The 24531-nt window shown below is 55.0% G+C and carries 23 protein-coding genes; 8 read left to right on the top strand and 15 right to left on the bottom strand.

The genetic code is table 11. From position 1 onward, the window contains the following. The first annotated feature begins 13 nt into the window (after positions 1-13). A complete protein-coding gene (locus tag J5067_RS20440) occupies positions 14-1471 on the top strand; it encodes a M20 family metallopeptidase (RefSeq protein ID WP_264651896.1) in 1458 nt (485 codons plus the stop codon). Between the two features lie 87 nt (positions 1472-1558). Here J5067_RS20440 and trpS read toward each other — a convergent pair whose 3' ends face one another. From trpS to pilM, 12 genes are all read right to left on the bottom strand, one after another. After that, entirely contained in the window at positions 1559-2563 is a 1005-nt protein-coding gene (gene trpS / locus J5067_RS20435) for a tryptophan--tRNA ligase (RefSeq protein ID WP_264645658.1), read from the bottom strand. Continuing rightward, a complete protein-coding gene (locus J5067_RS20430) occupies positions 2560-3264 on the bottom strand; it encodes a phosphoglycolate phosphatase (protein WP_264651895.1) in 705 nt (234 codons plus the stop codon). Before J5067_RS20430 ends, trpS begins: the two co-directional genes overlap by 4 nt. Then, the gene (rpe, locus tag J5067_RS20425) at positions 3257-3934 is read right to left on the bottom strand and encodes a ribulose-phosphate 3-epimerase (RefSeq protein ID WP_264651894.1); all 678 of its coding nucleotides are present in this window, start codon (positions 3932-3934) and stop codon (positions 3257-3259) included. The genes J5067_RS20430 and rpe overlap by 8 nt, the downstream gene beginning before the upstream one ends. A gap of 54 nt (positions 3935-3988) precedes the next feature. Then, positions 3989-4813, bottom strand: a complete 825-nt coding sequence (gene dam / locus J5067_RS20420; RefSeq protein ID WP_264645655.1) for an adenine-specific DNA-methyltransferase — start codon at positions 4811-4813, stop codon at positions 3989-3991. Positions 4814-4893: 80 nt separating this feature from the next. Further along, a complete protein-coding gene (locus tag J5067_RS20415) occupies positions 4894-5913 on the bottom strand; it encodes an SPOR domain-containing protein (RefSeq protein WP_264645654.1) in 1020 nt (339 codons plus the stop codon). A gap of 136 nt (positions 5914-6049) precedes the next feature. After that, on the bottom strand, positions 6050-7135 hold the full coding sequence (aroB, locus tag J5067_RS20410) for a 3-dehydroquinate synthase (RefSeq protein ID WP_264651893.1): 1086 nt from the start codon (positions 7133-7135) through the stop codon (positions 6050-6052). A 48-nt stretch (positions 7136-7183) separates the two neighbouring features. Then, the gene (gene aroK, locus J5067_RS20405; protein ID WP_222158785.1) at positions 7184-7705 is read right to left on the bottom strand and encodes a shikimate kinase AroK; all 522 of its coding nucleotides are present in this window, start codon (positions 7703-7705) and stop codon (positions 7184-7186) included. Positions 7706-8041: 336 nt separating this feature from the next. Continuing rightward, complete coding sequence (hofQ, locus tag J5067_RS20400) at positions 8042-9280, bottom strand: DNA uptake porin HofQ (protein WP_264651892.1); 1239 nt, start codon at positions 9278-9280, stop codon at positions 8042-8044. A 17-nt stretch (positions 9281-9297) separates the two neighbouring features. Further along, on the bottom strand, positions 9298-9693 hold the full coding sequence (locus tag J5067_RS20395) for a DUF2531 family protein (protein WP_264645651.1): 396 nt from the start codon (positions 9691-9693) through the stop codon (positions 9298-9300). Continuing rightward, a complete protein-coding gene (locus tag J5067_RS20390; RefSeq protein ID WP_264645650.1) occupies positions 9687-10232 on the bottom strand; it encodes a hypothetical protein in 546 nt (181 codons plus the stop codon). The genes J5067_RS20395 and J5067_RS20390 overlap by 7 nt, the downstream gene beginning before the upstream one ends. Next, positions 10222-10815: a PilN domain-containing protein gene (locus J5067_RS20385; protein WP_264651891.1), complete on the bottom strand. Its 594-nt coding sequence runs from the start codon at positions 10813-10815 to the stop codon at positions 10222-10224. Before J5067_RS20385 ends, J5067_RS20390 begins: the two co-directional genes overlap by 11 nt. After that, positions 10815-11666: a type IV pilus biogenesis protein PilM gene (gene pilM / locus J5067_RS20380; protein WP_264645648.1), complete on the bottom strand. Its 852-nt coding sequence runs from the start codon at positions 11664-11666 to the stop codon at positions 10815-10817. Before pilM ends, J5067_RS20385 begins: the two co-directional genes overlap by 1 nt. Positions 11667-11819: 153 nt before the next feature. Between pilM and mrcA the strand changes: the two genes are divergently transcribed. Beyond that, positions 11820-14369: a peptidoglycan glycosyltransferase/peptidoglycan DD-transpeptidase MrcA gene (gene mrcA / locus J5067_RS20375; protein ID WP_264651890.1), complete on the top strand. Its 2550-nt coding sequence runs from the start codon at positions 11820-11822 to the stop codon at positions 14367-14369. Between the two features lie 124 nt (positions 14370-14493). On the opposite strand, the gene nudE is transcribed toward mrcA, so the two are convergent. Continuing rightward, positions 14494-15051 (bottom strand): ADP compounds hydrolase NudE, encoded by a 558-nt coding sequence (gene nudE, locus J5067_RS20370; protein ID WP_264651925.1) that lies wholly within the window; start codon positions 15049-15051, stop codon positions 14494-14496. A gap of 455 nt (positions 15052-15506) precedes the next feature. On the opposite strand from nudE, the gene J5067_RS20365 reads away from it, so the two are divergent. The 5 genes from J5067_RS20365 (at position 15507) to pckA (ending at position 21653) form a co-directional block, all read left to right on the top strand. Beyond that, a complete protein-coding gene (locus tag J5067_RS20365) occupies positions 15507-17657 on the top strand; it encodes an intracellular growth attenuator family protein (RefSeq protein WP_264651889.1) in 2151 nt (716 codons plus the stop codon). Between the two features lie 109 nt (positions 17658-17766). Further along, positions 17767-18453 (top strand): GMP/IMP nucleotidase, encoded by a 687-nt coding sequence (gene yrfG / locus J5067_RS20360; protein ID WP_264645644.1) that lies wholly within the window; start codon positions 17767-17769, stop codon positions 18451-18453. Between the two features lie 43 nt (positions 18454-18496). Then, positions 18497-18904 carry a ribosome-associated heat shock protein Hsp15 gene (gene hslR / locus J5067_RS20355; protein ID WP_264645643.1) on the top strand — a complete coding sequence of 136 codons (408 nt, stop codon included), beginning with the start codon at positions 18497-18499 and terminating at the stop codon, positions 18902-18904. Between the two features lie 23 nt (positions 18905-18927). Continuing rightward, entirely contained in the window at positions 18928-19800 is an 873-nt protein-coding gene (gene hslO / locus J5067_RS20350; RefSeq protein ID WP_264651888.1) for an Hsp33 family molecular chaperone HslO, read from the top strand. A 215-nt stretch (positions 19801-20015) separates the two neighbouring features. Then, positions 20016-21653, top strand: a complete 1638-nt coding sequence (gene pckA, locus J5067_RS20345; RefSeq protein WP_264645641.1) for a phosphoenolpyruvate carboxykinase (ATP) — start codon at positions 20016-20018, stop codon at positions 21651-21653. 55 nt (positions 21654-21708) lie between these two features. On the opposite strand, the gene envZ is transcribed toward pckA, so the two are convergent. After that, complete coding sequence (envZ, locus tag J5067_RS20340; RefSeq protein ID WP_264645640.1) at positions 21709-23082, bottom strand: two-component system sensor histidine kinase EnvZ; 1374 nt, start codon at positions 23080-23082, stop codon at positions 21709-21711. Then, complete coding sequence (ompR, locus tag J5067_RS20335; RefSeq protein WP_001157747.1) at positions 23079-23798, bottom strand: two-component system response regulator OmpR; 720 nt, start codon at positions 23796-23798, stop codon at positions 23079-23081. Before ompR ends, envZ begins: the two co-directional genes overlap by 4 nt. A gap of 247 nt (positions 23799-24045) precedes the next feature. On the opposite strand from ompR, the gene greB reads away from it, so the two are divergent. Beyond that, positions 24046-24528 carry a transcription elongation factor GreB gene (greB, locus tag J5067_RS20330; protein ID WP_264651887.1) on the top strand — a complete coding sequence of 161 codons (483 nt, stop codon included), beginning with the start codon at positions 24046-24048 and terminating at the stop codon, positions 24526-24528. Positions 24529-24531 lie beyond the last annotated feature (3 nt).

Below are 24531 nucleotides of genomic sequence, written 5' to 3'. Positions count from 1 at the left end.
GAGCGCCTGATCCATGACATCGCCATCAGAACAACACACCTTACCCGCTATCGATACGCACACCGTCGCAGCCCTGCGCGAGCTTATTGCCGCCAAAAATCCACAGTTCACTGCGCTTAGCGACAGCATCTGGGATGTGCCGGAACTCAACTATGAAGAAATCCGCTCCGCCGCACTGCATGAAGCGGTGCTCAAGCAGGAAGGTTTTCGCCTGACAACAGGTATTGCCGGGATGCCAACCGCCTTGCTGGGCGAATGTGGTTCCGGTAAACCGGTGATTGCCTTGCTGGGCGAATACGATGCGCTGCCAGGGCTGAGCCAGCAAGCGGGCGTGGCTGAGCCTTGCCCTATCGATGCGGGTGGTAACGGTCACGGCTGCGGCCACAATTTGCTTGGCACCGCTGCATTGCAGGCCGCCACGGCGGTAAAAGATTACCTGCAACAGCATCAGTTGCCCGGCACCGTGCGCTTCTACGGTTGCCCGGCGGAAGAGGGCGGCTCTTCCAAAGGTTTTATGGTCAAAGAGGGCGTGTTTGACGATGTGGATATTGCTATCTGCTGGCACCCGGCCACCTTTACCGGCGTTAACAGTCCAGATTCTCTGGCCTGCAACGAACTGAATTTTTATTTCAAAGGCCGCGCTTCGCACGCCGCCAGCAGCCCACATCTGGGACGCAGCGCGCTCGATGCCGTAGAGCTGATGAACGTTGGCGTTAACTACATGCGCGAACACATGCCATCATCGGCGCGCGTACACTACGCCATCACCGACAGCGGCGGTCATGCGCCGAACGTAGTTCAGGCCAACGCAACGGTACGCTATCTGGTACGGGCACGTCAGTTACCCGAACTCCACCAGTTGGTTAAGCGCGTGAAGAAAATCGCACAAGGTGCAGCGCTGATGACCGAAACAGAAGTGAGTTGGGAAGTGATCAGCGGCGATGCCAACTTGCTGGGTAACGCAACGCTGGAACAGCGCATGCATGAACATCTGCTGGCGCTTGGCCCAATTCAGTTCGATGATGCGGATCGCGCTTTTGCCGCCACATTCCAAACCGCCATGAGCGCAGAAGATATTGCCAACTCCTACGCGCGCTTTGGGGTGAAAGCCAAAGCCGGTGAATCGCTGCATGAAGGCATCTACCCGCTTTACAGCCCGGATGACAGCTTTATCGGCTCCACCGACGTCGGCACGGTAAGTTGGGTAGTGCCTACCGTACAAATTCGTGCCGCCACCTACGCCATCGGCACTCCCGCCCACTCCTGGCAGTTGGTGGCGCAGGGCAAGGCACCTGCGGCGCACAAAGGCACCGCCTATGCGGCTGAAGCCATGGCGTCATTAACCGTGGATTTGCTCCAGAACCCGGCGCTGGTGGCACAGGCAAAAGCGGAATTGGCCGAGAAACTGAGCGTTACGCCGTTTGAGAACCCGATTCCCGACGGCGTGGTTCCGCCAATTCCTCAGGTGTGAAGTCATCAATATAACGCTATCGATATAGCATAATTGATATGCCATTATCTGGCGGCGCAAACCGCCAGATAATCAGCGAGACACAGATTACGGATGAGCGACGAAGCCCACCGCGTCGTACACTTTCTTCAGCGTTGCAGTGGCTTTGAGCCGCGCTTTTTCAGCGCCGTCACGCATTACCTGCTGCAAGAAAGCTTCATCGTTACGGAAATGGTGATAACGCGCCTGCAACTCGGTCAGCATGCCGGAAACGGCGTCAGCGACCGCGCCCTTCAAGTGGCCATACATCTGGCCTTCAAAGGCTTTTTCCAGTTCAGGAATCGGTTTTCCCGTCACCCCAGACAGAATATCCAGCAGGTTAGATACCCCCGCCTTGTTGGCGATGTCATAACGCACCACTGGCGGCTCATCGGAATCCGTCACCGCGCGTTTGATCTTTTTCACTACGGCTTTCGGATCTTCCAACAACCCAATCACATTATTGCGGTTGTCATCTGACTTGGACATTTTTTTGGTGGGATCGAGCAACGACATCACGCGCGCACCGGATTTGGGAATAAACGGCTCGGGCACTTTGAAAACATCACCGTAGAGCGCATTAAAGCGCTGAGCAATATCGCGGCTCAATTCCAGATGCTGTTTCTGATCTTCACCCACTGGCACCTGATGGGTTTGGTACAGCAGGATATCGGCCGCCATCAGCACCGGATAGTCAAACAAACCGGCAGTGATGTTGTCGGAATAGCGTGCCGATTTGTCTTTGAACTGCGTCATGCGGCTCAGTTCACCGAAGTAGGAATAGCAGTTTAGCACCCAACTCAGCTGCGTGTGCTCCGGCACATGAGACTGAACGAAGATGGTGCTTTTCTGCGGATCGATACCGCAGGCCAGATAGAGCGCCAGCGTATCCAGCGTCGCTTTGCGCAACTGCTGAGGATCCTGACGCACAGTGATGGCATGCAGGTCAACGATGCAGTATATGCAATCGTAATCATCCTGCATGTTCACCCACTGACGTAATGCACCCATGTAATTACCAATGGTGAGTTCACCGGACGGCTGTGCACCGCTAAACACAATGGGCTTATTCATGCTGACGCTTCCTGATTTTTTGACGTAAGTGGCCCCACCAGGGGCAAAAGTTGTGAGAAGCGCTCGAGCACCACATCGGGTTGACTCAGTGCAATGGCTTCTCCGTAGTTATAGCCATAGGTCATGCCCACGCTCGGACAACCCGCCGCCTGTGCCGCCTGAATATCGTTGCGCGAATCGCCGACAAACAGCAATTCGGATGCCAGCAGCCCCTGCTGCGCCAACACCAGATAGAGTGGTGCAGGATGGGGCTTTTTCATTTTGACATCATCACCGCCAACGATTTGGCTAAACAACCCGGCAATACCCAGCGTCTCCAGCAGCGGCGCGACAAAAGGCGTCGGCTTATTGGTGACCAGCGCCATCGGGTAGCCCCAGTCAGCCAGTTGGGTCAGCGTGGCGTGCACATCGGGAAACAGCGTACTGCCGCTGTCCACCGTTTGCGCATAGTAGCGATCAAACAGTTCACGCGCGGTGCGGATATCTTGCGCCGTGGGCGTCATTCCTGCCCAGCGCAACGCCCGCTCCACCAGCACATCAGCACCGTTGCCGATCCAGGTGGCAACGCGCGCGTTGCCCGCCGCAGGCAGATTCAGTGCCTGCAATGCCATATCAACGGCATCCGCCAACCCCGGCGCGCTGTCGACCAGCGTGCCATCCAGATCGAAAGCCAACCCGCGAACCGTACTGATGTTAGCCATGAGATACCTTACTCAATTCACTGCGCATGTTATCAATCACGGCGCGGTAATCGGGATGGCCGAAAATGGCAGAACCCGCCACGAACATATCCGCGCCGGCTTGCGCAATCTGGGCAATGTTGTCGACTTTCACGCCGCCATCCACTTCCAGTCGAATGTCATAACCGCTCTCATCGATGCGTTGGCGCACCTGACGCAGCTTATCTAACGTGCCGGGAATAAAAGATTGCCCGCCAAAGCCAGGGTTTACCGACATCAACAGAATGATATCCAGCTTATCCATCACGTAATCAAGGCAGCTGAGCGACGTCGCCGGGTTCAGTACCAGCCCGGCTTTACAGCCGTGGTCCTTGATCAGTTGCAGCGAACGATCGACATGCTCGGAAGCTTCCGGATGGAAGGTGATAAAGCTGGCACCGGCTTCGGCGAAATCAGGAATAAGGCGGTCTACCGGCTTCACCATCAGGTGAACATCGATAGGGGCGGTAATGCCATAATTGCGCAGTGCTTTAAGCACCAGCGGCCCGATGGTCAGGTTGGGAACATAGTGGTTATCCATGACATCGAAGTGAACCACATCGGCTCCGGCAGCCAGCACGCTGGCGGTGTCTTCCCCTAACCGGGCAAAGTCGGCCGATAAGATGGACGGAGCGATCAGGAAAGGCTTCATTCGTATCTCCAAACAGTTTATAGGATAACCCGAACTCTTCGCACGCATCGGGCATTAACGTAGTGGCGCACCGTAGAGCGCCAACAGCTCATTGACCTTGCTCCGCCCCATGATATTGCGACTGATGGTGCGTCTGGCCCTCACCACATACAACGCCGCATCCTGATACCACGCTCGAGTCAGCTCGGTATCATGGTTGGATATCAGCACGGGAATGGCACTCTCCACCGATAACCGATACGCCAGCGTCGCCAGGCTCTGTTGATCGATGTTGTTGAAATTATTCGTGTGATACGCCGTAAAATTCGCCGTTGCAGAAAGCGGCGCATAAGGGGGATCACAATAGACCACGGCACCTTGCGTTGCTTTGAGCAAAGTCTGCTGATAATGCTCACAAACAAAAATGGCATTGCGCGCTTTGAGGGCGAACCAGCGTAACTCTTCTTCGGGAAAATACGGTTTTTTGTAACGGCCAAATGGCACGTTGAATTCGCCCCGCATGTTATAGCGGCACAATCCGTTATAACAGTGACGATTCAAATACAAAAACAGCACCGCGCGACGATAGGGAAGTGTACAAAGATTAAACTCATCACGCAGCTGATAAAACACTTCCGCCACGTTGTATTCGTCAGTGAACAGTTCGCGCGCGTCACGAATGAAATCGTCGGTTTGCGTCTTAACGATATCGTAGAGATTGATGAGGTCGCTGTTAATGTCTGCCAGGATGTAACGGTCGTACTCCGTATTCAAAAATACCGAACCGGCCCCGACAAACGGCTCAATCAAACAGTCTCCTTCAGGTAGATAGCGGCGAATTTCTTCTACCAGCGGATATTTCCCACCAGCCCATTTTAAAAAAGCGCGGTTCTTCTTCATGCCGTCGTTAGTTACTCATTACATTTCAGAGCCGCGGATTGTACTCTGTGTCAGACAGCACATCAGGGCTAAAATTGGTGTTACTTATTCAAGTCCTGCTTCACCTGACGGATCGGCTTAACCCATGGTTTTTGTGCCTGCACGGCCGCAGGAAGCGATGACGCCGCCTGCTTCGCTTCAGCGGAAGAAGCGTAAACACCGTTCACCAATACATACCAGGGCTTACCGTCTCGCTTGGTTTCATAAACCCAAGCGTTGGGTAGGTTGTGCTGTGTGGCGTAAGCTTTCAGCGTATCTGAACGTGATGCACTGCTCAATTGCAGTGTGAAATGGCTGGCGGGCGCATTTTGAATCGATCCCCCCTGCCCTGAAACCGTCGCCTTGTCCCCAGAGGATGTCGGCTTGCTTGATGTCATCGGCACTTTTTGCGCTGGCGTTAGGGCTGATTTGCTTTGCGCGGCCTTATCCTGAGCGTTTTTAGCATGTGCGGCCTTTTCCTGCGCCGTCTTCTCTGAGACGTGCGGCGGATTTTTCGCTGAAGGCGCCACCGTAGCAGGCGCAATCGGCAAAGTGGTTACCGGTGAGGAGCCTGACGTCGCCCCTTGAGAGAACGCGTTAACCTTCTCTTGCTGCGTCGAAAGCGCATCCGTCATGTTACCCGGCAGTTCAACACGCTGCTGCCCGGCAGGCGGAGGCGTGACTTGCGCTTGGGTCGGTGAGCCCGCGACCGGCGGCGCATTCAAGGTTTGCGGCTGCCCTGGCGCGGTAGCGTTTCCTGATACAAGCGCATTACCTGATGCAGCGTCCCCTTGCGCGGATGCCCCCGGCGTCATCGCAGAAGAAGAGGACAAATCGATACTCTTCTCACCGTTGCCCGATGCCGCCGTTTGCGCGCCCTCTGCCGGTTTAGACGGCGATTGCAAGGCGGAGCCCACGCCGATGATCAACAACACCAGCACCACGATCCCGATACCAATCATCAAATGTTGACGAGAGAGCGCTAACTGCGGCGCAGAAAGACGGGGACTGCGTTGCTGACGTTGTGGCCGTCGATCGCTGGTATCCGGTTTTAACGCATCTTCTGGTTTAAATTCGTCCATTTAAACCCCTCCAACTATAAAAAACACATACCCGCTGCGCGGTTGGCGAAGCGAATTGTTGAATTATAAGACATTATCTTCTATTAACCATAAACCATCAGCGTGAATATGTCTGCAAATACCCGAAAAACTGCATTCACGCCCGGCAATCAGCGATCGACGCCAACACAATATCGTGTGATACGCCGCCACGCACTTCCGAGCGCCCAATCGCAGTGGGTAAAACAAGGCGCAGCTCACCTGCCTGTACCTTTTTATCACGCATCATATGGGGAAGATAAGATTCTGGTGACATCGCCTCCGGGCCCTGAACCGGCAGCCCTGCACGCACCAGCAATGCATGAATACGATCGATGTCCGACGCGCTGAATTGACCCAGCCTTCTCGCCGCATGCGCGGCCATCATCATGCCCGCCGCCACCGCTTCACCGTGTAACCAGTTGCCATACCCCATTTCAGCTTCGATAGCATGACCATAAGTATGACCCAGGTTAAGCAGCGCACGCACCCCGCTTTCGCGTTCATCCGCAGCTACCACCTCGGCTTTCAGTTCACAGCAACGGCGAATGCAGTAAGAGAGCGCCGCTGGCTCCAGTTCACGTACCGCGTCAAGATTATTCTCTAACCAAACGAAGAACTCGCCATCAAGAATAATCCCATATTTGATCACCTCAGCCAGGCCGGAGGAAAACTCCCGGGCCGGTAAGGTGCGAAGACAGTCCAAATCGATAACCACAGAGGCGGGCTGATAGAACGCGCCAATCATGTTTTTACCGAGAGGATGATTGACCGCCGTCTTCCCGCCGACAGAAGAGTCAACTTGCGATAACAGCGTTGTGGGTACCTGAATAAAGCGCACGCCACGCTGATAGCTGGCGGCAGCATAGCCCGCCAGATCGCCAATCACACCACCCCCCAAGGCAACGATCGTGGTATCTCGACCATGGGGTTTTTGCAGCAATGCGGTAAAGACGTCGTCCAATACCGTTAGCGATTTGTACTGCTCGCCGTCTGGCAATATGACGTTGTCGACTTTCACGCCTGCCTGTTCCAGCACACGACTCACCGCTTCAAGATAGAGCGGTGCCAGCGTCTGGTTGGTCACCAACATCACCTGTTCGCCCGCGGCCAGCGGCATAAAAGAAGCCGGGTCAGCAAACAACCCGGCAGCTATCGTAATGGGATAGCTGCGTTCCCCTAATGTTACGGTAATTCTTTCCATGCGCGTGGTTCACCCGCTTGGCCCCGGAGCTCAGGGCGATGTTGTTACTCAGTTGCCATCCAACATACTGATAATCTGGTTGGCAACCACTTTGGCGCTCTGCTCATCCGTGCGAATGGTGACGTCAGCAATTTCTTCATACAGCGGGTTACGCTCTCTTGCTAACGCCTCCAGCACTTCGCGCGGCGGATCCTCTACCTGAAGCAAAGGACGCTTTTTGTCACGCTGCGTGCGCGCCAACTGTTTTTCAATGGTGGTTTCCAAATAGACCACAACGCCGCGCGCAGACAGGCGATTGCGCGTCTCGCGTGATTTTACCGAGCCACCTCCGGTAGCCAGTACGATACCCTGTTTTTCGGTCAATTCGTTGATGACTTTTTCTTCGCGTTCGCGAAAACCTTCTTCGCCTTCGAGATCAAAAACCCAGCCCACATCAGCCCCGGTGCGTCGCTCAATTTCTTGATCGGAGTCGAAAAACTCCATATTGAGTTGCTGAGCTAACTGACGGCCAATAGTGCTTTTGCCGGCACCCATAGGCCCAACCAGAAAGATATTGCGTTTCTCTGCCATGTTTTTTGGTGTTACTAAGACTATTCGTTAATGATAACCCGCCCCGCCAATCAACCCAGCGGCGGGACCTAAACTGAAACCTCATGAGCGATAGTTCGAGAATCAGACAGAAAATTATCTCAATACTCAGGGGCATTTGGCAACCGAATAAAATGTCTCGCCCCGCGTCAAACAGCAAAAAGCGTATTAATTAGGCATCTTCCGGTAAGATAATTCCGCTTCGACAGACCGCAGCGCTCAATGGGCTAACCTTGTATGCTAAATCCAGCGCAGCGTCAAACTGAGAAAGCGGAAACGGGTAAAACGTGGATCACAAAGCGCACCGTTATGCGCCTCTCACGGCGAGGTGGCGACCAAGGTTGGGGTGATAAAAATCACCAGTTCACGCCGCTTACGCTCAGTTCTTTGATGTTGAAACAGTGAACCCAGCAACGGAACATCCCCCAGCAGCGGCACTTTTCGTTCCCCTCGATTTTTTTGTTGTTGAAAAATCCCGCCTAACACAATCGTCTCACCATCAGACACCGTAACCTGGGTTTGAATTTCTTGTTTATCGATCGCGAGTGTTTCTCCATTGTCGCTTTGTTTAATCACCACCCCTGGCATGTTTTGGCTGATTTTCAGGTTAAGCGTAATCTTGCCCTCAGGCAGCACCGTGGGCGTCACTTCCATCCCCAGTACCGCTTCTTTAAACTGAATGGCGGTAGCACCGCTGGCACCGCTGGACACCTGATAGGGAATTTCCGTGCCCTGCTTGATGCTGGCCATCTGCTTATGGGCAGTAAAAAGACGCGGGCTGGCGATGATTTCAACCTGATTCTCATGCTCAAGCGCTGACAGTTCTAAATCGAGCAGGCGGCCATTCAAACGGGCCAGATTGAACCCCACGCTGCCCGCGGGCGATTCCACCGGCAGGTTAACGGTAAAGTCATTCAGACGCAGCGTTCGGCCCGCGTGCGCCGGTTCACCCATGCCCCAGCTCACGCCCAGCTCCCGTAAACTGTCGCTGCTGATGGTGACGATGTGTGCGGCTAATTGCACTTGAGCAACAGGCCTATCCAGCGTGTCAATCCACGTCTGTAACGACTGCACTATCGCGGGGGTATCGCGCACCAAAAGGGCATTAGTGCGCGTATCCGCACTCACGCTACCCTGATCCGATAACAGCGTACTGCGCTGTGCCAGCACGCTGGAAGCAACCTCTTGCGCATCGGCGTATTGCAGGGTGAAAAAACGGTTTTCCAATACCGTCTGACGTACATCGACCGCACGAGAAGACACCAGCAATACATTGCCCTTGCGTTCAATCGACAGCGCGCCCTGCAGCGCGACAATGTCTAGCGCCTGCTGCCAGGGAACATGGTTCAAGCGCAGGCTCATCACACCGTTAACGTCAGGCGCAACCACCACATTCAACCGCTGATGCTCGGCGAGCGCCTGCACGATTTTCTGCACAGGCGCATCGTCAAACGCCAATGAAATGATCGGCGTCTGCGCCTTGGCAAAGGCCGTATGCTCTCCCAGCAAGGCGCACAGTAACACCCCCACGCGCTTCAGCGTCCCTGTCCTTTTCATCTGGCTTTCCTCCGTGCTCAGCGCTGAAAAACACAACGTATCGCGTCGTTACGCGACGACCGCGCCACAGGCAGCGTCCGCACCCAGTGACGTGCTTGTCCTGCTGCATCCACCACCGACTTTTCCACCTGAACGCTGTGCTGGTCGATGGCGCTAACCGTCCACCCCGTGGATGCCAGCGTATCGCCCACGTTCACCATGAGCCAGCGCTCCCCTGGCACAGAAAGCCAGCCAGACCACCCTGCGCTATCCCCAATCACACCTTCCAGTCGCCATCGCGTAATTTCATCCCCACCGGCTGCGTGGCTGGCGGCTGGCTGAAAGGGATTACGCCCTGTGGGCGCGCTATCGCTGTGCGCCAGCGGTGAGCACAGCGCCAACACCAGCATCCATCCATAAGTCACTTTCACCATTGCGCCTCCTCACCGGAGTTGGGAACGGCAAACCGCAATTCCAGGTGTAACACCTCGTGTAGCGTCTCAATGGAGAGTGAGTGAATATGCAGCGGCTGCGCGGACGCGGTGATGTGTTGAATGAGCGTCAATCCACCAAAAAAGTCAGTGCTTACTATCATTTTCCACGGCTGTAGAGGGGCGGTAATCGGGGGTTGTAAGGTTATCAACGCGGCATTGGATGCAGAGAGCGGCGGCAACAGGCGCTCTGTCAGCGCCAGCGCGGCGTGATAAACCGGTTTATCCGGCAAGGCATCCCACTGTTGTTGTAACGTCGCCAGCGCCGGGAAATCATCAAAACGCCGTACCAGCGCCGCGTGCGCTTCGCTCGAGTGCAAAAGAGCGTGCCGCAAGCGCTCCACGGCGGCACGCTCCGGTTGCAGCACGGTGTAATAACCTAACGCGGCTAACATGCCCATCACCAGACCTTGCGCCAACCACCGTACCCATCGAGGGGTCGCCATAAACGCCAGCCACAGGGAGCGCACACTATTCATCATGGGACACGTCCGGCAACGAAAGCCGCTCAACGCGCCAATCGGCCTGAAGGTGAAACGTCAACACCGGCACGTCCCCCTCGGGTGACGCCATTATTTCCTGCCGTGTTTGCATCAGACGCACCGATGTCAGCGCTGTTTCGGTTTCGAGCCGGGAGCTGAAGTGCACGATGTCGGCATAATCATGGCTTCTGCCCGTCAGATGGGCCTTGCCATCCTGCACTGTCAGGGCAGTAAGCCACAGCCCATCAGGCACCCACTGCGCCAGCTGTTTTAACAGCTGTTCATAACCCTGGTTATGCGCCCGCGTTTGCTCTTCTGCCTGCAACTGCGCTTGCCGCTGTCGCAGCGCGGCCATTAACCGTTGAACCTCACGCAGTTGTGCGCTGTCCGCGAGTTGCTTTTGTTGCAGCGTGCGCAACGTTTCCTCCATCGCGCCACGCTGTTGGTCAAGCCGCTCACGGCACGCGGCCAGCGTGAGCAGCAATCCCCCCGAAAAAAACAGCAGCCACAGCCACCAGCGGCGAGTATCACGGACTCGTCGGCGTTGACGCCACGGCAACAGATTGACACGAAAAGGGGGCATTAATCGTCCGCCCGCAGCGCCAAACCGCCCGCCACCACAAACTGGGACGGATTGATCGGCAGCGGCGGATAGGCTTGATGCAAGATGTCAAACGGCGACCACGACGCCAGCGGGTGCACTGAAAGCGGAGTGTCCTCGCCCCACTCGCCACTGTAATACGTTATTTCACCGCGCTTTCCCGGATAGTGATTGCTCACACAGGTGACGATATCGCCAGAATCTGTCACCGCGTCTTGCGAGATAACACCAAACGACAGCGGCTGGGATAACGGCGAAACCCACAGCCAGTGCTCGGTATCCAGTCGATGCAACAGCAGGGAATCGGAAGCCACCCCCGCCAGTTGTGCCATGGTGCGCAACGCGCATGGCACAATATCCAGCACATCCGGCGTTAGCCCGGCGCGATGCAGACAGTGTTGCCACTGCGCTACCTCTTCACGTTTGGCGGCGGTGATCAGCAAGGAGCCCGGCGACTGGGGCTCACTGCGATAGTCGAGCACCAGCGAGTCGCGGCCAATGGGAAACTGGCGCGCCGCCTGATGGTCGATATACCAGCCGCGCTCCGGCTCCCGCAGACGGCTGTCAGGGGCCGCCATAAGCTGCTGCAGCACGCGCTGGGCCGGAAAGCCAACGCGCAGCGATAGTCGGCGCGGCAGCACCCGCCGCCATTGCGTCAGGACATCGCACAATGCGTCGGAATGCTGTAAACTCCCCTCCCTTAAGGTGTCCGCAGGCAGTGGGATTTGCCACCACTGACGCAGTTGCCAGCCATGACGGCGGCGCTGCACGGCCAGGGCACGCAGACATCCGTTTTGTATATCTAATCCGACCTGCCAATGGTGATAAGCCATGTTCAATGCGACCTCTCCCTCGTCGTTGAGAAGGGCACGCGTTGCTGAAAACGTGTGCTGAATAAAAGAACGTATCCACAGTGCAGGCTTACCTTTATACTAGCGGGCAATTGTTTAGAAACTGTCCACCCGCTACTGAATGGAAAATTCCCGGTGAAGTTCGTAAAGTATTTATTCATCCTTGCAGTGACTTGCATTCTGCTTGGAGCCGCATCGATATATGGGCTATATCGTTATATCGAGCCTCAGTTGCCCGATGTCGCAACGTTGAAAGATGTCCGTTTACAAACGCCGATGCAGGTGTTCAGCGCCGACGGTGAGCTGATTGCCCAGTTCGGTGAGAAGCGCCGCATTCCGCTGAAGTTGGGCCAGGTTCCCCCTGAGATGGTCCACGCGTTTATCGCCACCGAAGACAGCCGTTTTTACGATCACCACGGGGTCGATCCGGTGGGGATTATCCGCGCCGCCACCATTGCGTTGACCTCCGGGCACGCGTCGCAAGGGGCAAGTACCATTACCCAACAGTTGGCGCGTAACTTCTTTTTGAGCCCGGAACGCACGCTGATCCGTAAGATCAAAGAAGTGTTTCTGGCGATCCGCATTGAGCAGTTGCTGACCAAAGATGAGATCCTTGAGCTTTATCTCAACAAGATCTACCTCGGGTATCGTGCCTACGGGGTGGGCGCCGCCGCACACGTCTATTTTGGCCGCTCGGTTGAACAACTGACGTTGAGCCAAATGGCGACCATCGCCGGTTTGCCCAAAGCCCCGTCCACCTTTAACCCGCTCTACTCCTACGATCGCGCCGTGGCGCGTCGCAATGTGGTGCTGGCACGTATGCGCGATGAAAATTACATCACGCAGGCACAGTACGATCAGGCACGTAACGAGAAGCTGGTGGCCGATTATCATGCGCCGGAAATTGCTTTCTCCGCGTCCTATCTGGCAGAAATGGTGCGTCAGGAGATGGTGAAACGCTACGGTGAAGACGCCTATAACGATGGCTACAAGGTCTACACCACCATCACCAAGAAACGTCAGTTGGCCGCAGAAGAGGCGCTGCGCAATAACGTCATGGCCTATGATATGCGCCATGGCTATCGCGGCCCGGAAAAAGTGCTGTGGAAAGTGGGTGAAAGCGCCTGGGATCAAACGCGCATCATCAATGAACTGAAAAATACCCCCAACTACGGCCCGCTAAACCCCGCCGTTATCACCCAAAGCGATGCCGACAAAGCCACCGCGCTGATGGCCGATGGCAGCAACGTTATGCTGCCACTGGCTGGGATGAAATGGGCGCGTCCGTTTAAATCCGACGTACTGCAAGGGGCGATGCCGCGCCGCGTCACCGATGTGGTGCAAACCGGCCAGCAGGTGTGGGTACGCAAGGTGGGCAATGACTGGTGGCTGGGACAAGCGCCGGACGTCAACTCCGCGATTGTGTCCATGAACCCGACCAACGGTGCCATCGAAGCGCTGGTGGGCGGCTTTGATTTCAATCAGAGCAAGTTTAACCGTGCCACGCAGGCGCTGCGTCAGATTGGTTCCAATATCAAACCGTTCCTGTATACCGCCGCCATGGATAAGGGGCTGACGCTGGCTACCATCCTTAACGACGTGCCGATTACCCGTTGGGATGCAGGCGCAGGCTCAGACTGGAGTCCGAAGAACTCTCCGGCAACCTACGACGGTCCGATTCGTTTACGTCAGGGACTGGGGCAGTCCAAAAACGTAGTGATGGTGCGTGCGATGCGCGCCATGGGCGTCGATTACGCGGCTGATTACTTACAGCGTTTCGGTTTCCCACAACAAAACATTGTGCGTACCGAATCGCTGGCGCTGGGTGCCGCGTCCTTCACGCCGCTCCAGGTGGTCAGAGGCTATGCGGTGATGGCCAACGGGGGCTACCTGGTTGACCCTTACTTCATTTCCCGTATCGAGAATGACACGGGCAACGCGCTTTTCAACGCAACGCCGAAAACCGTGTGCGACACCTGCAATCTGCCGCTGGTTTATGGCGAAACGCCGCGCTCTGCCGTGCTATCAACGGACAGCATGGAAAACGTCGCCACCTCGCTAGAGCAGCAAGGCACCGTGCCTCAGCCACAGATTGACGCCGTCACGCCGACCGAAGCGCAGGTCAGCACGCTGCCGTATGCGCCGCATGTCATCAGCACGCCGTTGTCGTTTCTGATAAAGAGCGCGCTCAACAGCAACGTGTTTGGCGAACCCGGCTGGATGGGCACTGGCTGGCGTGCCGGTAAAGATTTACAGCGTCATGACATCGGCGGCAAAACCGGCACCACCAACAGCTCCAAAGATGCCTGGTTCTCCGGTTACGGGCCTAACCTTGTCACCTCGGTGTGGATTGGCTTTGATGACCATCGCCGCGATTTGGGCCGCAGCACGGTTTCGGGTGCGATTAAAGATCAGATTTCGGGCTATGAGGGCGGCGCAAAGAGCGCCCAACCTGCGTGGGATGACTATATGAAGATCGCCCTGCAAGGCGTTGCCGAGCAGCCACTGACGCCGCCGCCGGGCGTCGTCACCGTCACCATCGATCGCTATACCGGCAAACTCTCCAGCGGCGGTGGCAACAGCCGTGCGGAATATTTTGTCGATGGCACGCAGCCTACGGAGTTTGAAGTCCACGAGGCAGGCACCACCTTGATGGAAAACGGTCAGAGCGAAGAGCTGTTTTAACGCGTAACCTGTTTACCTCTTCGCCCAGGACGAGCACCTTCCCGTCATTCCCGCGCAAGCGGGAATCTCTTACAGATGAAACGCGTTATTTCTGCAAGAAATCCCCGGCCCAGGCCGGGGACGACTAAGGTGTCTGCCCCGCCAACCACTCACGCGTTAAAAACAACGCGCTGACATTACGCGCTTCGCGAAAATCAGGTTCCTGTAACAAGCCCAACAGATTATCCAACGGCCAGCGCACCGGAATCAGCGGCTCAGGCTCATCCCCTTCTCGCGTCTGGGGATAAAGGTCACGCGCGACCACGATATTCATGCGACTGGAGAAATAGGAAGGTGCCAGCGTCAGCGTCGCCAACAGCGACATCTGGTGTGCACCAAACCCCGCTTCTTCCATCAATTCACGGTTCGCCGCTTCAAAAACGGTTTCCCCCGGATCGATAAGCCCTTTGGGGAAGCCTAATTCATACTGTTCGATACCGACGGCGTATTCGCGCACCAACACCAGTTGATTGTCGATAATCGGTACGATCATCACCGCTTCTCGCCCCGAGGGGCGCATCCGTTCATACACGCGGCGCACGCCGTTGCTGAACTCCAGATCAACCGATTCCACATTAAACAGGCGCGAACGGGCCACCGTCTCCACGTTCAGAATTTTCGGTTTTTTCAGATTGTTATTCATCACTATATTCGCCCTACGAGGCATTCCTGTGGCAACAAAAAAAATCTGATACCCGTCAAAAAAAAAGAGATGAAAAACATGTAGAACGGGTACCTCTTTTTCGCAACGGAAACGCCGCAGAATGCAAAAAAAACGTTAATTTTCTTCTTTGATATTGCTCACATTGTGCGTTAACAGGCTATCTTACCGCAACTCTGATACGACTCAATTTACGCAATCGCAACAAATAACAAACATCACGGTTTTTCCTGGAAAAAAATAAAAGTCAACACGTGACAATAAATTCAGATTTTCCCCATGTTTTCTTCTGATTTTCTCTTGGTAAGATCGAGGAAATATAGGAAAAATTTATTGCGTTAATGAGTGATTCAAGCTGATTAACAATGACATACGGATTATCACTCTCGGGATAAGTTTGCTAGTATCCGAATTATCAGCGTTGGAATGAGGATGGCATGAGCACAATAGTTATTCTTTTATCCCTATTGTTTGCCTGTCTTATCGTCATCGGAAGTTACACTGGATACCGTATGCGTCGCCATTTGCCCTTTACAAAACCGTCATTCGCCGTCATGCACGCGCGAGAACGCACATTAACGCACGATGAGCGTGCCGCCATTGAACGCTATTTGACGATGGCCAATCTGCAACTGTCAGCGTCCAGCGCGTTGCCCGTGCTACCGCGTACCCGCCAGGATCCGCGCGTCTATGTGCTCACCCACAGCATTACGCGTTATGGGCTCAATACCAGCACCGCGAACAAATGGCGTTATTTCATTGATACGCAAGAAATACACCTGCCTGCTGACTGGGAACAGTACATCACCGAGAATAACCATATCGAGCTGATCAACACCCGCTCAATTCCGCTGGTCGTTGCGCTCAACGGACATTCCTTGAGTGAATGCGTTGAGCACAGCGATCAGGGCGTTTTACCGCCGCCGTTAATGCCTGAGCGTAATGCCTCGATTCGTGAAGAAGGGAATGAACGCGCCGAGTTGGTTGCCGTTCGCAAAGAGACGCGAGAAGAGTTCGCGATGCATCACGCCTCGGGCATTCGCGAAGCGCTATTGATTTCATCGGCTTTTCTGCTGCTGTTTATCAGCCTGATGACGCCGTTGGCGGTGATGCCCTGGCTCGCCATTGCCGCCGTGCTGCTGGCCGCCTGGAGCTGCTGGCAGCTGTTTCGCGCGCCCTCTGAGCGTGAACTGCAAGAAGTACATTGCCTGAATGGCACGCCACAGTGCCTCGGCCTGTTTGGCGAATCAAACCAGGAGCAGATTGGCAATATTTCGCTGGGCAATATCGATCTTATCTATCCGCCCCATTGGCAACCTTATATCGCCTACGATCTGGCGCAGAAAACCCAGGTCGATATCTATCTGAATCGTCAGGTGGTCCGTCAGGGCGAATTTCTCTCGCTCCACGAGGAGGTCAGCCGGTTCCCCCTCCAGCGCTTTGGAAAAAACCTGATTCTCTCTGCGGGTGCGCTACTGCCTCTTATCTTGCTGCTCAGTTTCTTGCCGTTGGAACTACCGCTCAACCTGAGCATGAGCTGGCTGCAAGGCGCACAGAATATCAAAGTGGTGCAGGTTGAAGAATTACAAAACGCCCACCTGAAAATCGGCGATAAGCTGGACATTCAAAGCACCGGTATGTGCGATGTGCCTGCGGGCAACCGCTATCCCGGCAACGTAAAGCCCTATGCCTTTACCCCGTTTGACTGCTCAGCCATCTACTGGAACAAGGCCGGTTCATTACCGCTGCCCGAGTCGGACGTGATCGAAAAAGCCTCGGCGCTGCTGTCCGTGGTCAATGCCCAGTTGCATCCCGTGACCAACGATGAAGGCAAGGTCAGCACCCAGCTCGCGTCCGCCATTCAGAAATCAGGCATGGTACTGCTCAACAACTTCTCTGATATCGTGTTGAAAACTCAGGAGCTGTGTACGCGTGAAGAGGACTGCACCCGGCTGAAAAACGCCCTGGTCAATCTGGGCAATGTGAAAACCTGGGATGCTTTGGTCAGACGCGCCAAGTCAGGTTCGCTCAAGGGGATGAACGTTCTGCTGCGCTCGGTTAATGCTGAATCTCTGGAATCGCTGGTGGTCAGCGCCACGGAGTCTTTTTTCTATCAAGAGATTAACGCGGCCACCGACTCGCTGAACAGCCCGCCCCCCAGCGGCTTTTTGATCCGCAGCGACGAAGGCCGCCAGCTCGTGAACTACCCGCTGCCGCCCAAACCGTTGAATGAATATCATGCAACAGAGCAATGGCAAGAGTTGCAACGGCTTTCCGCCATGCTGCTGCACACGCCCTTTAGCGCCAAAGGGGTGATCACTCAACTCTCCACCGATGCCAACGGAACGCAGCACATCAATTTACGCAGCGATCCTGACGCCATCACCCTGTGGCGCTATTTCGGCACCGGTTTATTGATGCTGGTGCTCTCGGTGGCACTGGTTGCCAATCTGGTGCTGATGCTGGTAAAAATGCGCAAAAGCCAGCAGCGCGAACGTGATATCAAACAGTACTACGATGCGTGCTTTTCAACCCGGCTCGCTACGCCTATCGTGATGGAAGGCCGCGCCTACCGGATGAACGATTAGGCGCGTCTAAACGGCCCGTTGCTGACGATCGCACTGACCATGCCGCCGACGCCTTGCGACGCGGCGTTTCCCTGCACGACCCCACCCCACCGCCGCTACCGGAGTACAGATGCAGCACGATCTCAATTGGAATGACATCGATACCGTTATCCTGGACATGGATGGCACCCTGCTGGACCTGGCCTTTGACAGCTACTTCTGGCTGCAACGGGTGCCAGAACAACTCAGCGTAGAGAGAAAGATTTCCCTGAGTGAAGCCAAAAAAGTGATAGAGAAAGAGTATCACGCCGTTCAACACACATTGAACTGGTACTGCTTTGATTATTGGAGCGAACGCCTCGGTCTTGATATCTATCAGATGACCAGTGAGATAGGCGCACGCGCCCGTTTGCGTGCCGATACCGAACCGTTTCTCACCGCATTAGCCGCCAGTGGCAAGCAGCGGGTATTGCTCACCAATGCTCACCCACACGGTCTGGCGGTCAAAATGGCGCATACCGGACTCGACAGACACCTTGATTTATTACTTTCCACCCATACGTATGGGTATCCGAAGGAGCATCAGCAACTGTGGCGACAGGTGCACGCGCAGGTGGGGTTTGATCCCGAACGCACGCTGTTTATCGATGACAGCGAACCGATTTTGGATGCCGCCAAAGCGTTTGGCCTGCGCTACTGCCTGGGAGTCACTAACCCGGACTCGGGACAGCAGGAGAAATCCTTTGCGCGCCATCCGGCCATGAATGATTATCTGGCGTTCCTGCCTGCCTTACGCACGGCGCAACTCGGGTCCTGATAGGGCGTTTTATGCTCCAGGCGTTTATAAGCAAGAGGTTGATATGAAAGAGAAGACCGAGTCAGATGACAGTATTCGCCTGGACAAATGGCTCTGGGCCGCTCGATTCTACAAAACCCGTGCTGTCGCGCGTGAGGCAATCGACGGCGGCAAGGTGCATTACAATGGGCAGCGCACCAAGCCCAGCAAGCTGGTAGAACTGGATGCTGAAATCAAACTGCGTCAGGGCAACGACGAGCGCACCGTGTTGGTCTGTGCCCTCAGTTCACAACGCCGCTCGGCACCCGAAGCGCAATTGCTGTATCGGGAGACCGAGCAAAGCGTCGAAAAACGCGAAAAGGTCGCTTTGGCACGCAAGATGAACGCGCTGACCATGCCGCACCCGGATCGTCGGCCCGATAAAAAAGAACGGCGCGATCTGATAAAATTTAAATACAATGATGCAGAGTAGCACTGACCATTAAGAGAGAAACCATGTCCAACCACGACCAACTACACCGTTATCTGTTTGAAAATCATGCCGTTCGCGGCGAGTTGGTGACGGTCAGTAATACCTACCAGCAAATTCTGGAAAACCACGACTACCCGGCTCCGGTGCGCCTGCTGCTGGGTGATATGCTGGCCGCCACCAGTCTGCTGACGGCGACGTTGAAATTCAATGGCGATATTACCGTACAGCTTCAGGGCGACGGCCCGCTGAAACTTGCCGTTATCAACGGCAATAATCAGCAGCAAATGCGCGGTGTTGCCCGCTTGCAAGACGAGATTGCGCCCGATGCGACGCTGCGTGACATGGTAGGTAACGGCTATCTGGTGATCACCATTACGCCCGAGGAAGGTGAGCGCTATCAAGGGGTGGTGGGTCTGGAAGGCGATTCGGTTGCCAGCTGTCTGGAAAACTATTTCCAACAATCCGAGCAGTTGCCTACCCGGTTGTTTATTCGCAGCGGAGAGCATGAAGGCCACCCGGTTGCCGCTGGCATGCTGCTGCAAATACTGCCCGCGCAGCACGTCGGCCACGACGATTTTGACCATCTGGTGCAATTGACAACAACCATCAAAAACGAAGAGCTGTTTACCCTGCCCGCGAACGAGGTGCTGTACCGCCTTTATCATCAGGAATCGGTGACGCTCTACGAGCCGCAGGCGGTATCGTTTCACTGCCACTGCTCGCGTGAACGCTGCGCAGATGCTTTAATGACGCTGTCGGATGCCGATCTGCATGAGATGTTGGAGCAGGAAGAAGAAATCGATATGCATTGCGATTACTGTGGTACGCACTACCTGTTCAGCGCCGGTGAAATCAGTGATATTCGTCACGCCAGCCTAGACGCCACAAGGCATTGATCGCTTAAGACATTGACATAATATTCCTGACTAAGCGGGCACTTCGGTGCCCGTTTTCATTTTTCGCCCCTACGGGAGAAGAATCGTTTCACTTAACGAAAATTAAACAAAACCATGTCTTAAATTATTTAATTTTATGATTGTTATCCCAGCTAAAATAGGCTTACTCCGTACAATGATTATCAGTATGACTATAACTATTGAGGAGTAGCGATATGCAGATCAAAGGTATTGCACCACAAGCCCTCGCCGCTTATGGAATCCGCGATGTCAGCGAGATTGTCTACAATCCGAGTTATGAAGTACTTTTCCAGGAAGAGGTTGCTCCCGGCCTGGAGGGATATGAACGCGGCAGAGAAACCAAACTGGGCGCTATCGCCGTCGACACCGGCGTTTTTACCGGTCGTTCGCCCAAAGATAAATATATCGTTCGTGATGATACCTCGCGTGAGCACGTGTGGTGGTCGGATCAAGGCAAAGGCAAGAACGATAACCACCCCATGACACAAGAAGTCTGGAGCCACCTGAAACAGCTGGTGACCGAGCAACTGTCCGGCAAACGTCTGTTTGTCATCGATGCCTTCTGCGGAGCCAACCCCGATACCCGTCTGAAAGTGCGTTTTATCACCGAGGTTGCCTGGCAGGCCCACTTCGTCAAAAATATGTTCATTCGCCCTGATGACGATGAGCTCAAGCAGTTTGAGCCCGATTTTATCGTGATGAACGGGGCGAAATGCACCAATCCACAGTGGCAGGAACAGGGGCTGAACTCGGAGAATTTTGTCGCGTTCAACCTGACGGAACGGATCCAACTGATCGGCGGCACCTGGTACGGCGGCGAAATGAAGAAAGGGATGTTCTCGATCATGAACTACCTGCTGCCGCTGAAAGGCATCGCCTCGATGCACTGTTCCGCCAACGTCGGTGAAAAAGGGGATGTTGCCGTCTTCTTCGGCCTGTCCGGCACCGGAAAAACCACGCTGTCCACCGATCCGAAACGCCAGTTGATTGGCGACGACGAGCACGGCTGGGATGATGACGGCGTGTTCAACTTTGAAGGCGGCTGCTACGCCAAAACCATCAAACTGTCGAAAGAGGCTGAACCGGATATTTACGGTGCCATCAAACGCGATGCGCTGCTGGAGAATGTCACGGTTCGGGAAGATGGCAGCGTGGATTTCAACGATGGCAGCAAAACGGAGAACACCCGCGTCTCCTACCCCATTTACCATATTCACAACATCGTCAAACCGGTTTCCAAAGCGGGACACGCGCGTAAGGTGATTTTCCTGACGGCCGATGCCTTCGGCGTTCTGCCGCCGGTATCGCGCCTTACGCCTGACCAGACGCAGTACCATTTCCTGTCCGGCTTCACCGCCAAACTGGCGGGCACAGAACGCGGGATCACCGAACCTACGCCGACGTTTTCTGCCTGCTTTGGTGCGGCGTTCCTGTCGCTCCATCCCACGCGCTATGCCGAAGTGCTGGTAAAACGTATGAAAGCCGCTGGCGCGCAAGCCTATCTGGTCAACACCGGCTGGAACGGTTCAGGAAAACGCATTTCGATTAAAGACACCCGTGCCATCATTGATGCCATTCTGAATGGCAGCATTGACGACGCCGAAATGCATACGTTGCCGATCTTCAATCTGGCGATACCGCGCTCACTGCCCGGCGTCGATGTTCAGATTCTGGATCCGCGCAACACCTATGCCAGCCGGGCGAAATGGCAAGAGAAAGCCGAAGATTTGGCGCAGCGTTTTTGCACCAACTTCGACAAATATACCGATACCCCTGCTGGTCAGGCGCTGGTGAGCGCCGGGCCAGAAATTGGGGCGGAAATCATCCCCTAAAACGCAAAAGCGCGGGCTTGCCCGCGCTTTTTTCTTCTGCGTTAACCACCGTGTTTTACCCTTCTGACGCCTCTTTCTCAGCGGCAGACGGCCCTTCTTTGGCTCGATCGTAGGGTAAAGGCAGATAAGCGCGCACGCACAGCCCACCGCGTTCGCTGGTGCCCACGTCTAACGCGCCGTCATGCGCATCAATGATGCGCTGCACAATCGCCAGCCCTAATCCGGTACCGCTGGTGGTACGCGCGCTGTCGCCGCGCACAAACGGTTGGAACAGATGCGCCAGCTGCGCAGGATCGATGCCTGGACCATCGTCTTCCACCTGGAACCAGACGCGTTGCAGTTCTCGTCCGCTGCTGACCTTGATCCAGCCGTTACCGTAGCGCGTCGCATTGACCACCAGATTCAACGCCGCCCGTTTGATCGAGAGCGGACTGATGCGCACCATCAGCTCGCCTTCGGAGAAATCGCTGTCAATCTGGCGCTCATAGCCACTCTCAGCCGCCACAACTTCGCCCAGAATAGTGTTCAGATCCGCCGCTTCCATCTGCATCTCCTGACCGGTACGCAGATAGTCGATAAACTGTTCGATAATGGCATTACACTCTTCAATATCCTTATTGATGGACTCCGCCAGATAGTCGTCATCCTTGCTCATCATCTCCGTTGCCAGCCTGATACGCGTTAACGGCGTGCGTAAATCGTGGCTGACGCCCGCCATCAATAGCGTACGATCGTCGGCCAGCAATTTGACTCCCGACGCCATCTGGTTGAAAGCGCGCGTTACTGAACGCACCTCGGAAGCACCATACTCACGCAACGCGGGCGGAATAATGCCTTTCCCCACTTGCAGCGCCGCATACTCTAACTCCACCAGCGGCCGGTTCTGCAAACGAATAAACAGCCACGCCCCGCCGATGACCAGCAGCATGATCGCCAGCGTGTACCGGAAGAGCGGAGAAAAGTCGCCCTGATGGATTTCCGTCAGGGGCACCCTCACCCAGATATCGGGTGAAAGCCAGGTTTTCAACCACACCACGGGGGTATTTTTGCTGACTTCAACGCGTACATCCGTCGGGCCGCCAAGCTGTTGCGCCATTTGCTGGCTCAAAAACTTGTAGTGCTGCGCCCAACGTAGCCCGCTCTCCTCCGCCGCGGCGTTGGTATACAGGGAAATCCCCAACTCGCGATAGATTTCACGCCGGAACGCCGGTGGCACTTCCAGCGAAGAGCCATCCTCCAGTTGCAGCCTGTCGGTCATCAGCATGCGCACTTCGTAGGCCAAGACTTTGTTGAACTGCTGCAAGCTTGGCAAAATGGCAAAATTGAGCACCACCAGATAGGTGGTGACCAGGCTGACAAACAACAGGGTAACAATCAGCAACAGCGTCCGGGCAAACGAACTGCGCGGAGAAAAGCGCCATCGTCTCATGCTTTACTGCCGTCCGGCACAAAGACGTATCCCAGGCCCCAGACGGTTTGGATATAGCGCGGATGCGCCGGATCTTCCTCCACCATGCGACGCAGCCGCGAGATCTGCACATCGATGGAGCGCTCCATGGCGCTGTATTCACGACCACGTGCCAGGTTCATCAGTTTATCGCGCGATAACGGTTCGCGCGGATGGCTGACCAACGCTTTCAACACCGCAAATTCCCCACTGGTCAACGGCATCGGCTCGTCATCGCGAAACATTTCGCGCGTGCCGAGGTTCAGCTTGAACTTGCCAAACGCGATCACCGCCTCTTCCTGCGACGGTGCCCCCGGCAGCTCGTTCGCCTGGCGGCGCAGCACGGCACGAATGCGCGCCAGCAGTTCACGTGGGTTAAACGGCTTAGGAATGTAGTCGTCAGCGCCAATTTCCAGACCAACGATACGGTCAACCTCTTCCCCTTTCGCCGTCACCATAATAATCGGCATCGGGTTGCTTTGGCTGCGCAGGCGGCGGCAAATCGAGAGCCCATCTTCGCCCGGTAACATCAGGTCCAGCACCATCAGGTGAAAGGACTCACGCGTCAGTAAACGATCCATCTGTTCAGCATTGGCTACGCTACGTACTTGAAAACCTTGCTCCGTCAGGTAACGCTCCAGCAGTGCGCGCAGGCGCATATCATCATCTACTACCAGAATTTTATAATTCTCTTGCATTTTCATTCTCCAAAAGCGTAATCGCTGCCGATGCCCGTATTGTTCAAAAACCCGTGAATTACTGACAGTCGTTTCTGGTATATATTGCAGGCAAAATTGTTACAAAGCATAATAAAACAGGGATTAATCAATCATTTCCTTCATTTTACAGGCGCAATCGCCTTAGGATGCAGCAACGCCTATACTGCTCACAGTGTGTCAACGCCGTGCTATGCGTACCCGCAATAACCGATGATGAAAGCAAACGATGAAAACCGATCTTATCACCCGTGAAGGTTACGACATGCTCTACAAAGAGCTTAACTATCTTTGGAAAGAACGTCGTCCAGAAATTACAGAAAAAGTGGCTTGGGCGGCAAGTTTAGGCGATCGCAGTGAAAATGCCGACTACCAATACAACAAGCGGCTGTTGCGCGAAATAGACCGACGGGTGCGCTACTTGCGCAAACGTCTGGAAATCGTTCGCGTCGTCGATTACTCCCCTCAGCAAGAGGGCAAAGTGTTCTTTGGTGCCTGGGTTGAAGTCGAAAACGAGCAAGGCGACCAGATGCGCTTTCGCATCGTTGGTCCTGATGAGATCTATGGCCGTAAAGACTATATTTCAATCGACGCCCCAATGGCACGGGCATTGCTGAAAAAAGAACGCGACGAAGAGGTGAAAGTGAAAACACCGTCGGGCGAAAAAACCTGGTATGTAAACCTGATAACCTATACCGCGCCCGCGGAATGATCG

Source organism: Candidatus Symbiopectobacterium sp. NZEC151 (genome assembly GCF_025962655.1).
In the GTDB taxonomy this organism is placed as follows: domain Bacteria; phylum Pseudomonadota; class Gammaproteobacteria; order Enterobacterales; family Enterobacteriaceae; genus Symbiopectobacterium.
The sequence above is the reverse complement of the archived record's forward strand: the minus strand, read 5'-3'. Positions and strand labels throughout refer to the sequence as shown.

What these genes read in the sequence shown, in the direction of transcription:
- J5067_RS20390 (WP_264645650.1), bottom strand. Translation starts at nt 10,232, where the DNA reads ATGATGAATAGTGTGCGCTCCCTGTGGCTGGCGTTTATGGCGACCCCT.
- hslR (WP_264645643.1), top strand. Translation starts at nt 18,497, where the DNA reads ATGAAAGAGAAGACCGAGTCAGATGACAGTATTCGCCTGGACAAATGG.
- J5067_RS20415 (WP_264645654.1), bottom strand. Translation starts at nt 5,913, where the DNA reads ATGGACGAATTTAAACCAGAAGATGCGTTAAAACCGGATACCAGCGAT.
- ompR (WP_001157747.1), bottom strand. Translation starts at nt 23,798, where the DNA reads ATGCAAGAGAATTATAAAATTCTGGTAGTAGATGATGATATGCGCCTG.
- aroK (WP_222158785.1), bottom strand. Translation starts at nt 7,705, where the DNA reads ATGGCAGAGAAACGCAATATCTTTCTGGTTGGGCCTATGGGTGCCGGC.
- aroB (WP_264651893.1), bottom strand. Translation starts at nt 7,135, where the DNA reads ATGGAAAGAATTACCGTAACATTAGGGGAACGCAGCTATCCCATTACG.
- envZ (WP_264645640.1), bottom strand. Translation starts at nt 23,082, where the DNA reads ATGAGACGATGGCGCTTTTCTCCGCGCAGTTCGTTTGCCCGGACGCTG.
- J5067_RS20430 (WP_264651895.1), bottom strand. Translation starts at nt 3,264, where the DNA reads ATGGCTAACATCAGTACGGTTCGCGGGTTGGCTTTCGATCTGGATGGC.
- pilM (WP_264645648.1), bottom strand. Translation starts at nt 11,666, where the DNA reads ATGGCTTATCACCATTGGCAGGTCGGATTAGATATACAAAACGGATGT.
- yrfG (WP_264645644.1), top strand. Translation starts at nt 17,767, where the DNA reads ATGCAGCACGATCTCAATTGGAATGACATCGATACCGTTATCCTGGAC.
- J5067_RS20440 (WP_264651896.1), top strand. Translation starts at nt 14, where the DNA reads ATGACATCGCCATCAGAACAACACACCTTACCCGCTATCGATACGCAC.
- hofQ (WP_264651892.1), bottom strand. Translation starts at nt 9,280, where the DNA reads ATGAAAAGGACAGGGACGCTGAAGCGCGTGGGGGTGTTACTGTGCGCC.
- nudE (WP_264651925.1), bottom strand. Translation starts at nt 15,051, where the DNA reads ATGAATAACAATCTGAAAAAACCGAAAATTCTGAACGTGGAGACGGTG.
- J5067_RS20365 (WP_264651889.1), top strand. Translation starts at nt 15,507, where the DNA reads ATGAGCACAATAGTTATTCTTTTATCCCTATTGTTTGCCTGTCTTATC.
- trpS (WP_264645658.1), bottom strand. Translation starts at nt 2,563, where the DNA reads ATGAATAAGCCCATTGTGTTTAGCGGTGCACAGCCGTCCGGTGAACTC.
- rpe (WP_264651894.1), bottom strand. Translation starts at nt 3,934, where the DNA reads ATGAAGCCTTTCCTGATCGCTCCGTCCATCTTATCGGCCGACTTTGCC.
- dam (WP_264645655.1), bottom strand. Translation starts at nt 4,813, where the DNA reads ATGAAGAAGAACCGCGCTTTTTTAAAATGGGCTGGTGGGAAATATCCG.
- hslO (WP_264651888.1), top strand. Translation starts at nt 18,928, where the DNA reads ATGTCCAACCACGACCAACTACACCGTTATCTGTTTGAAAATCATGCC.
- greB (WP_264651887.1), top strand. Translation starts at nt 24,046, where the DNA reads ATGAAAACCGATCTTATCACCCGTGAAGGTTACGACATGCTCTACAAA.
- J5067_RS20395 (WP_264645651.1), bottom strand. Translation starts at nt 9,693, where the DNA reads ATGGTGAAAGTGACTTATGGATGGATGCTGGTGTTGGCGCTGTGCTCA.
- pckA (WP_264645641.1), top strand. Translation starts at nt 20,016, where the DNA reads ATGCAGATCAAAGGTATTGCACCACAAGCCCTCGCCGCTTATGGAATC.
- J5067_RS20385 (WP_264651891.1), bottom strand. Translation starts at nt 10,815, where the DNA reads ATGCCCCCTTTTCGTGTCAATCTGTTGCCGTGGCGTCAACGCCGACGA.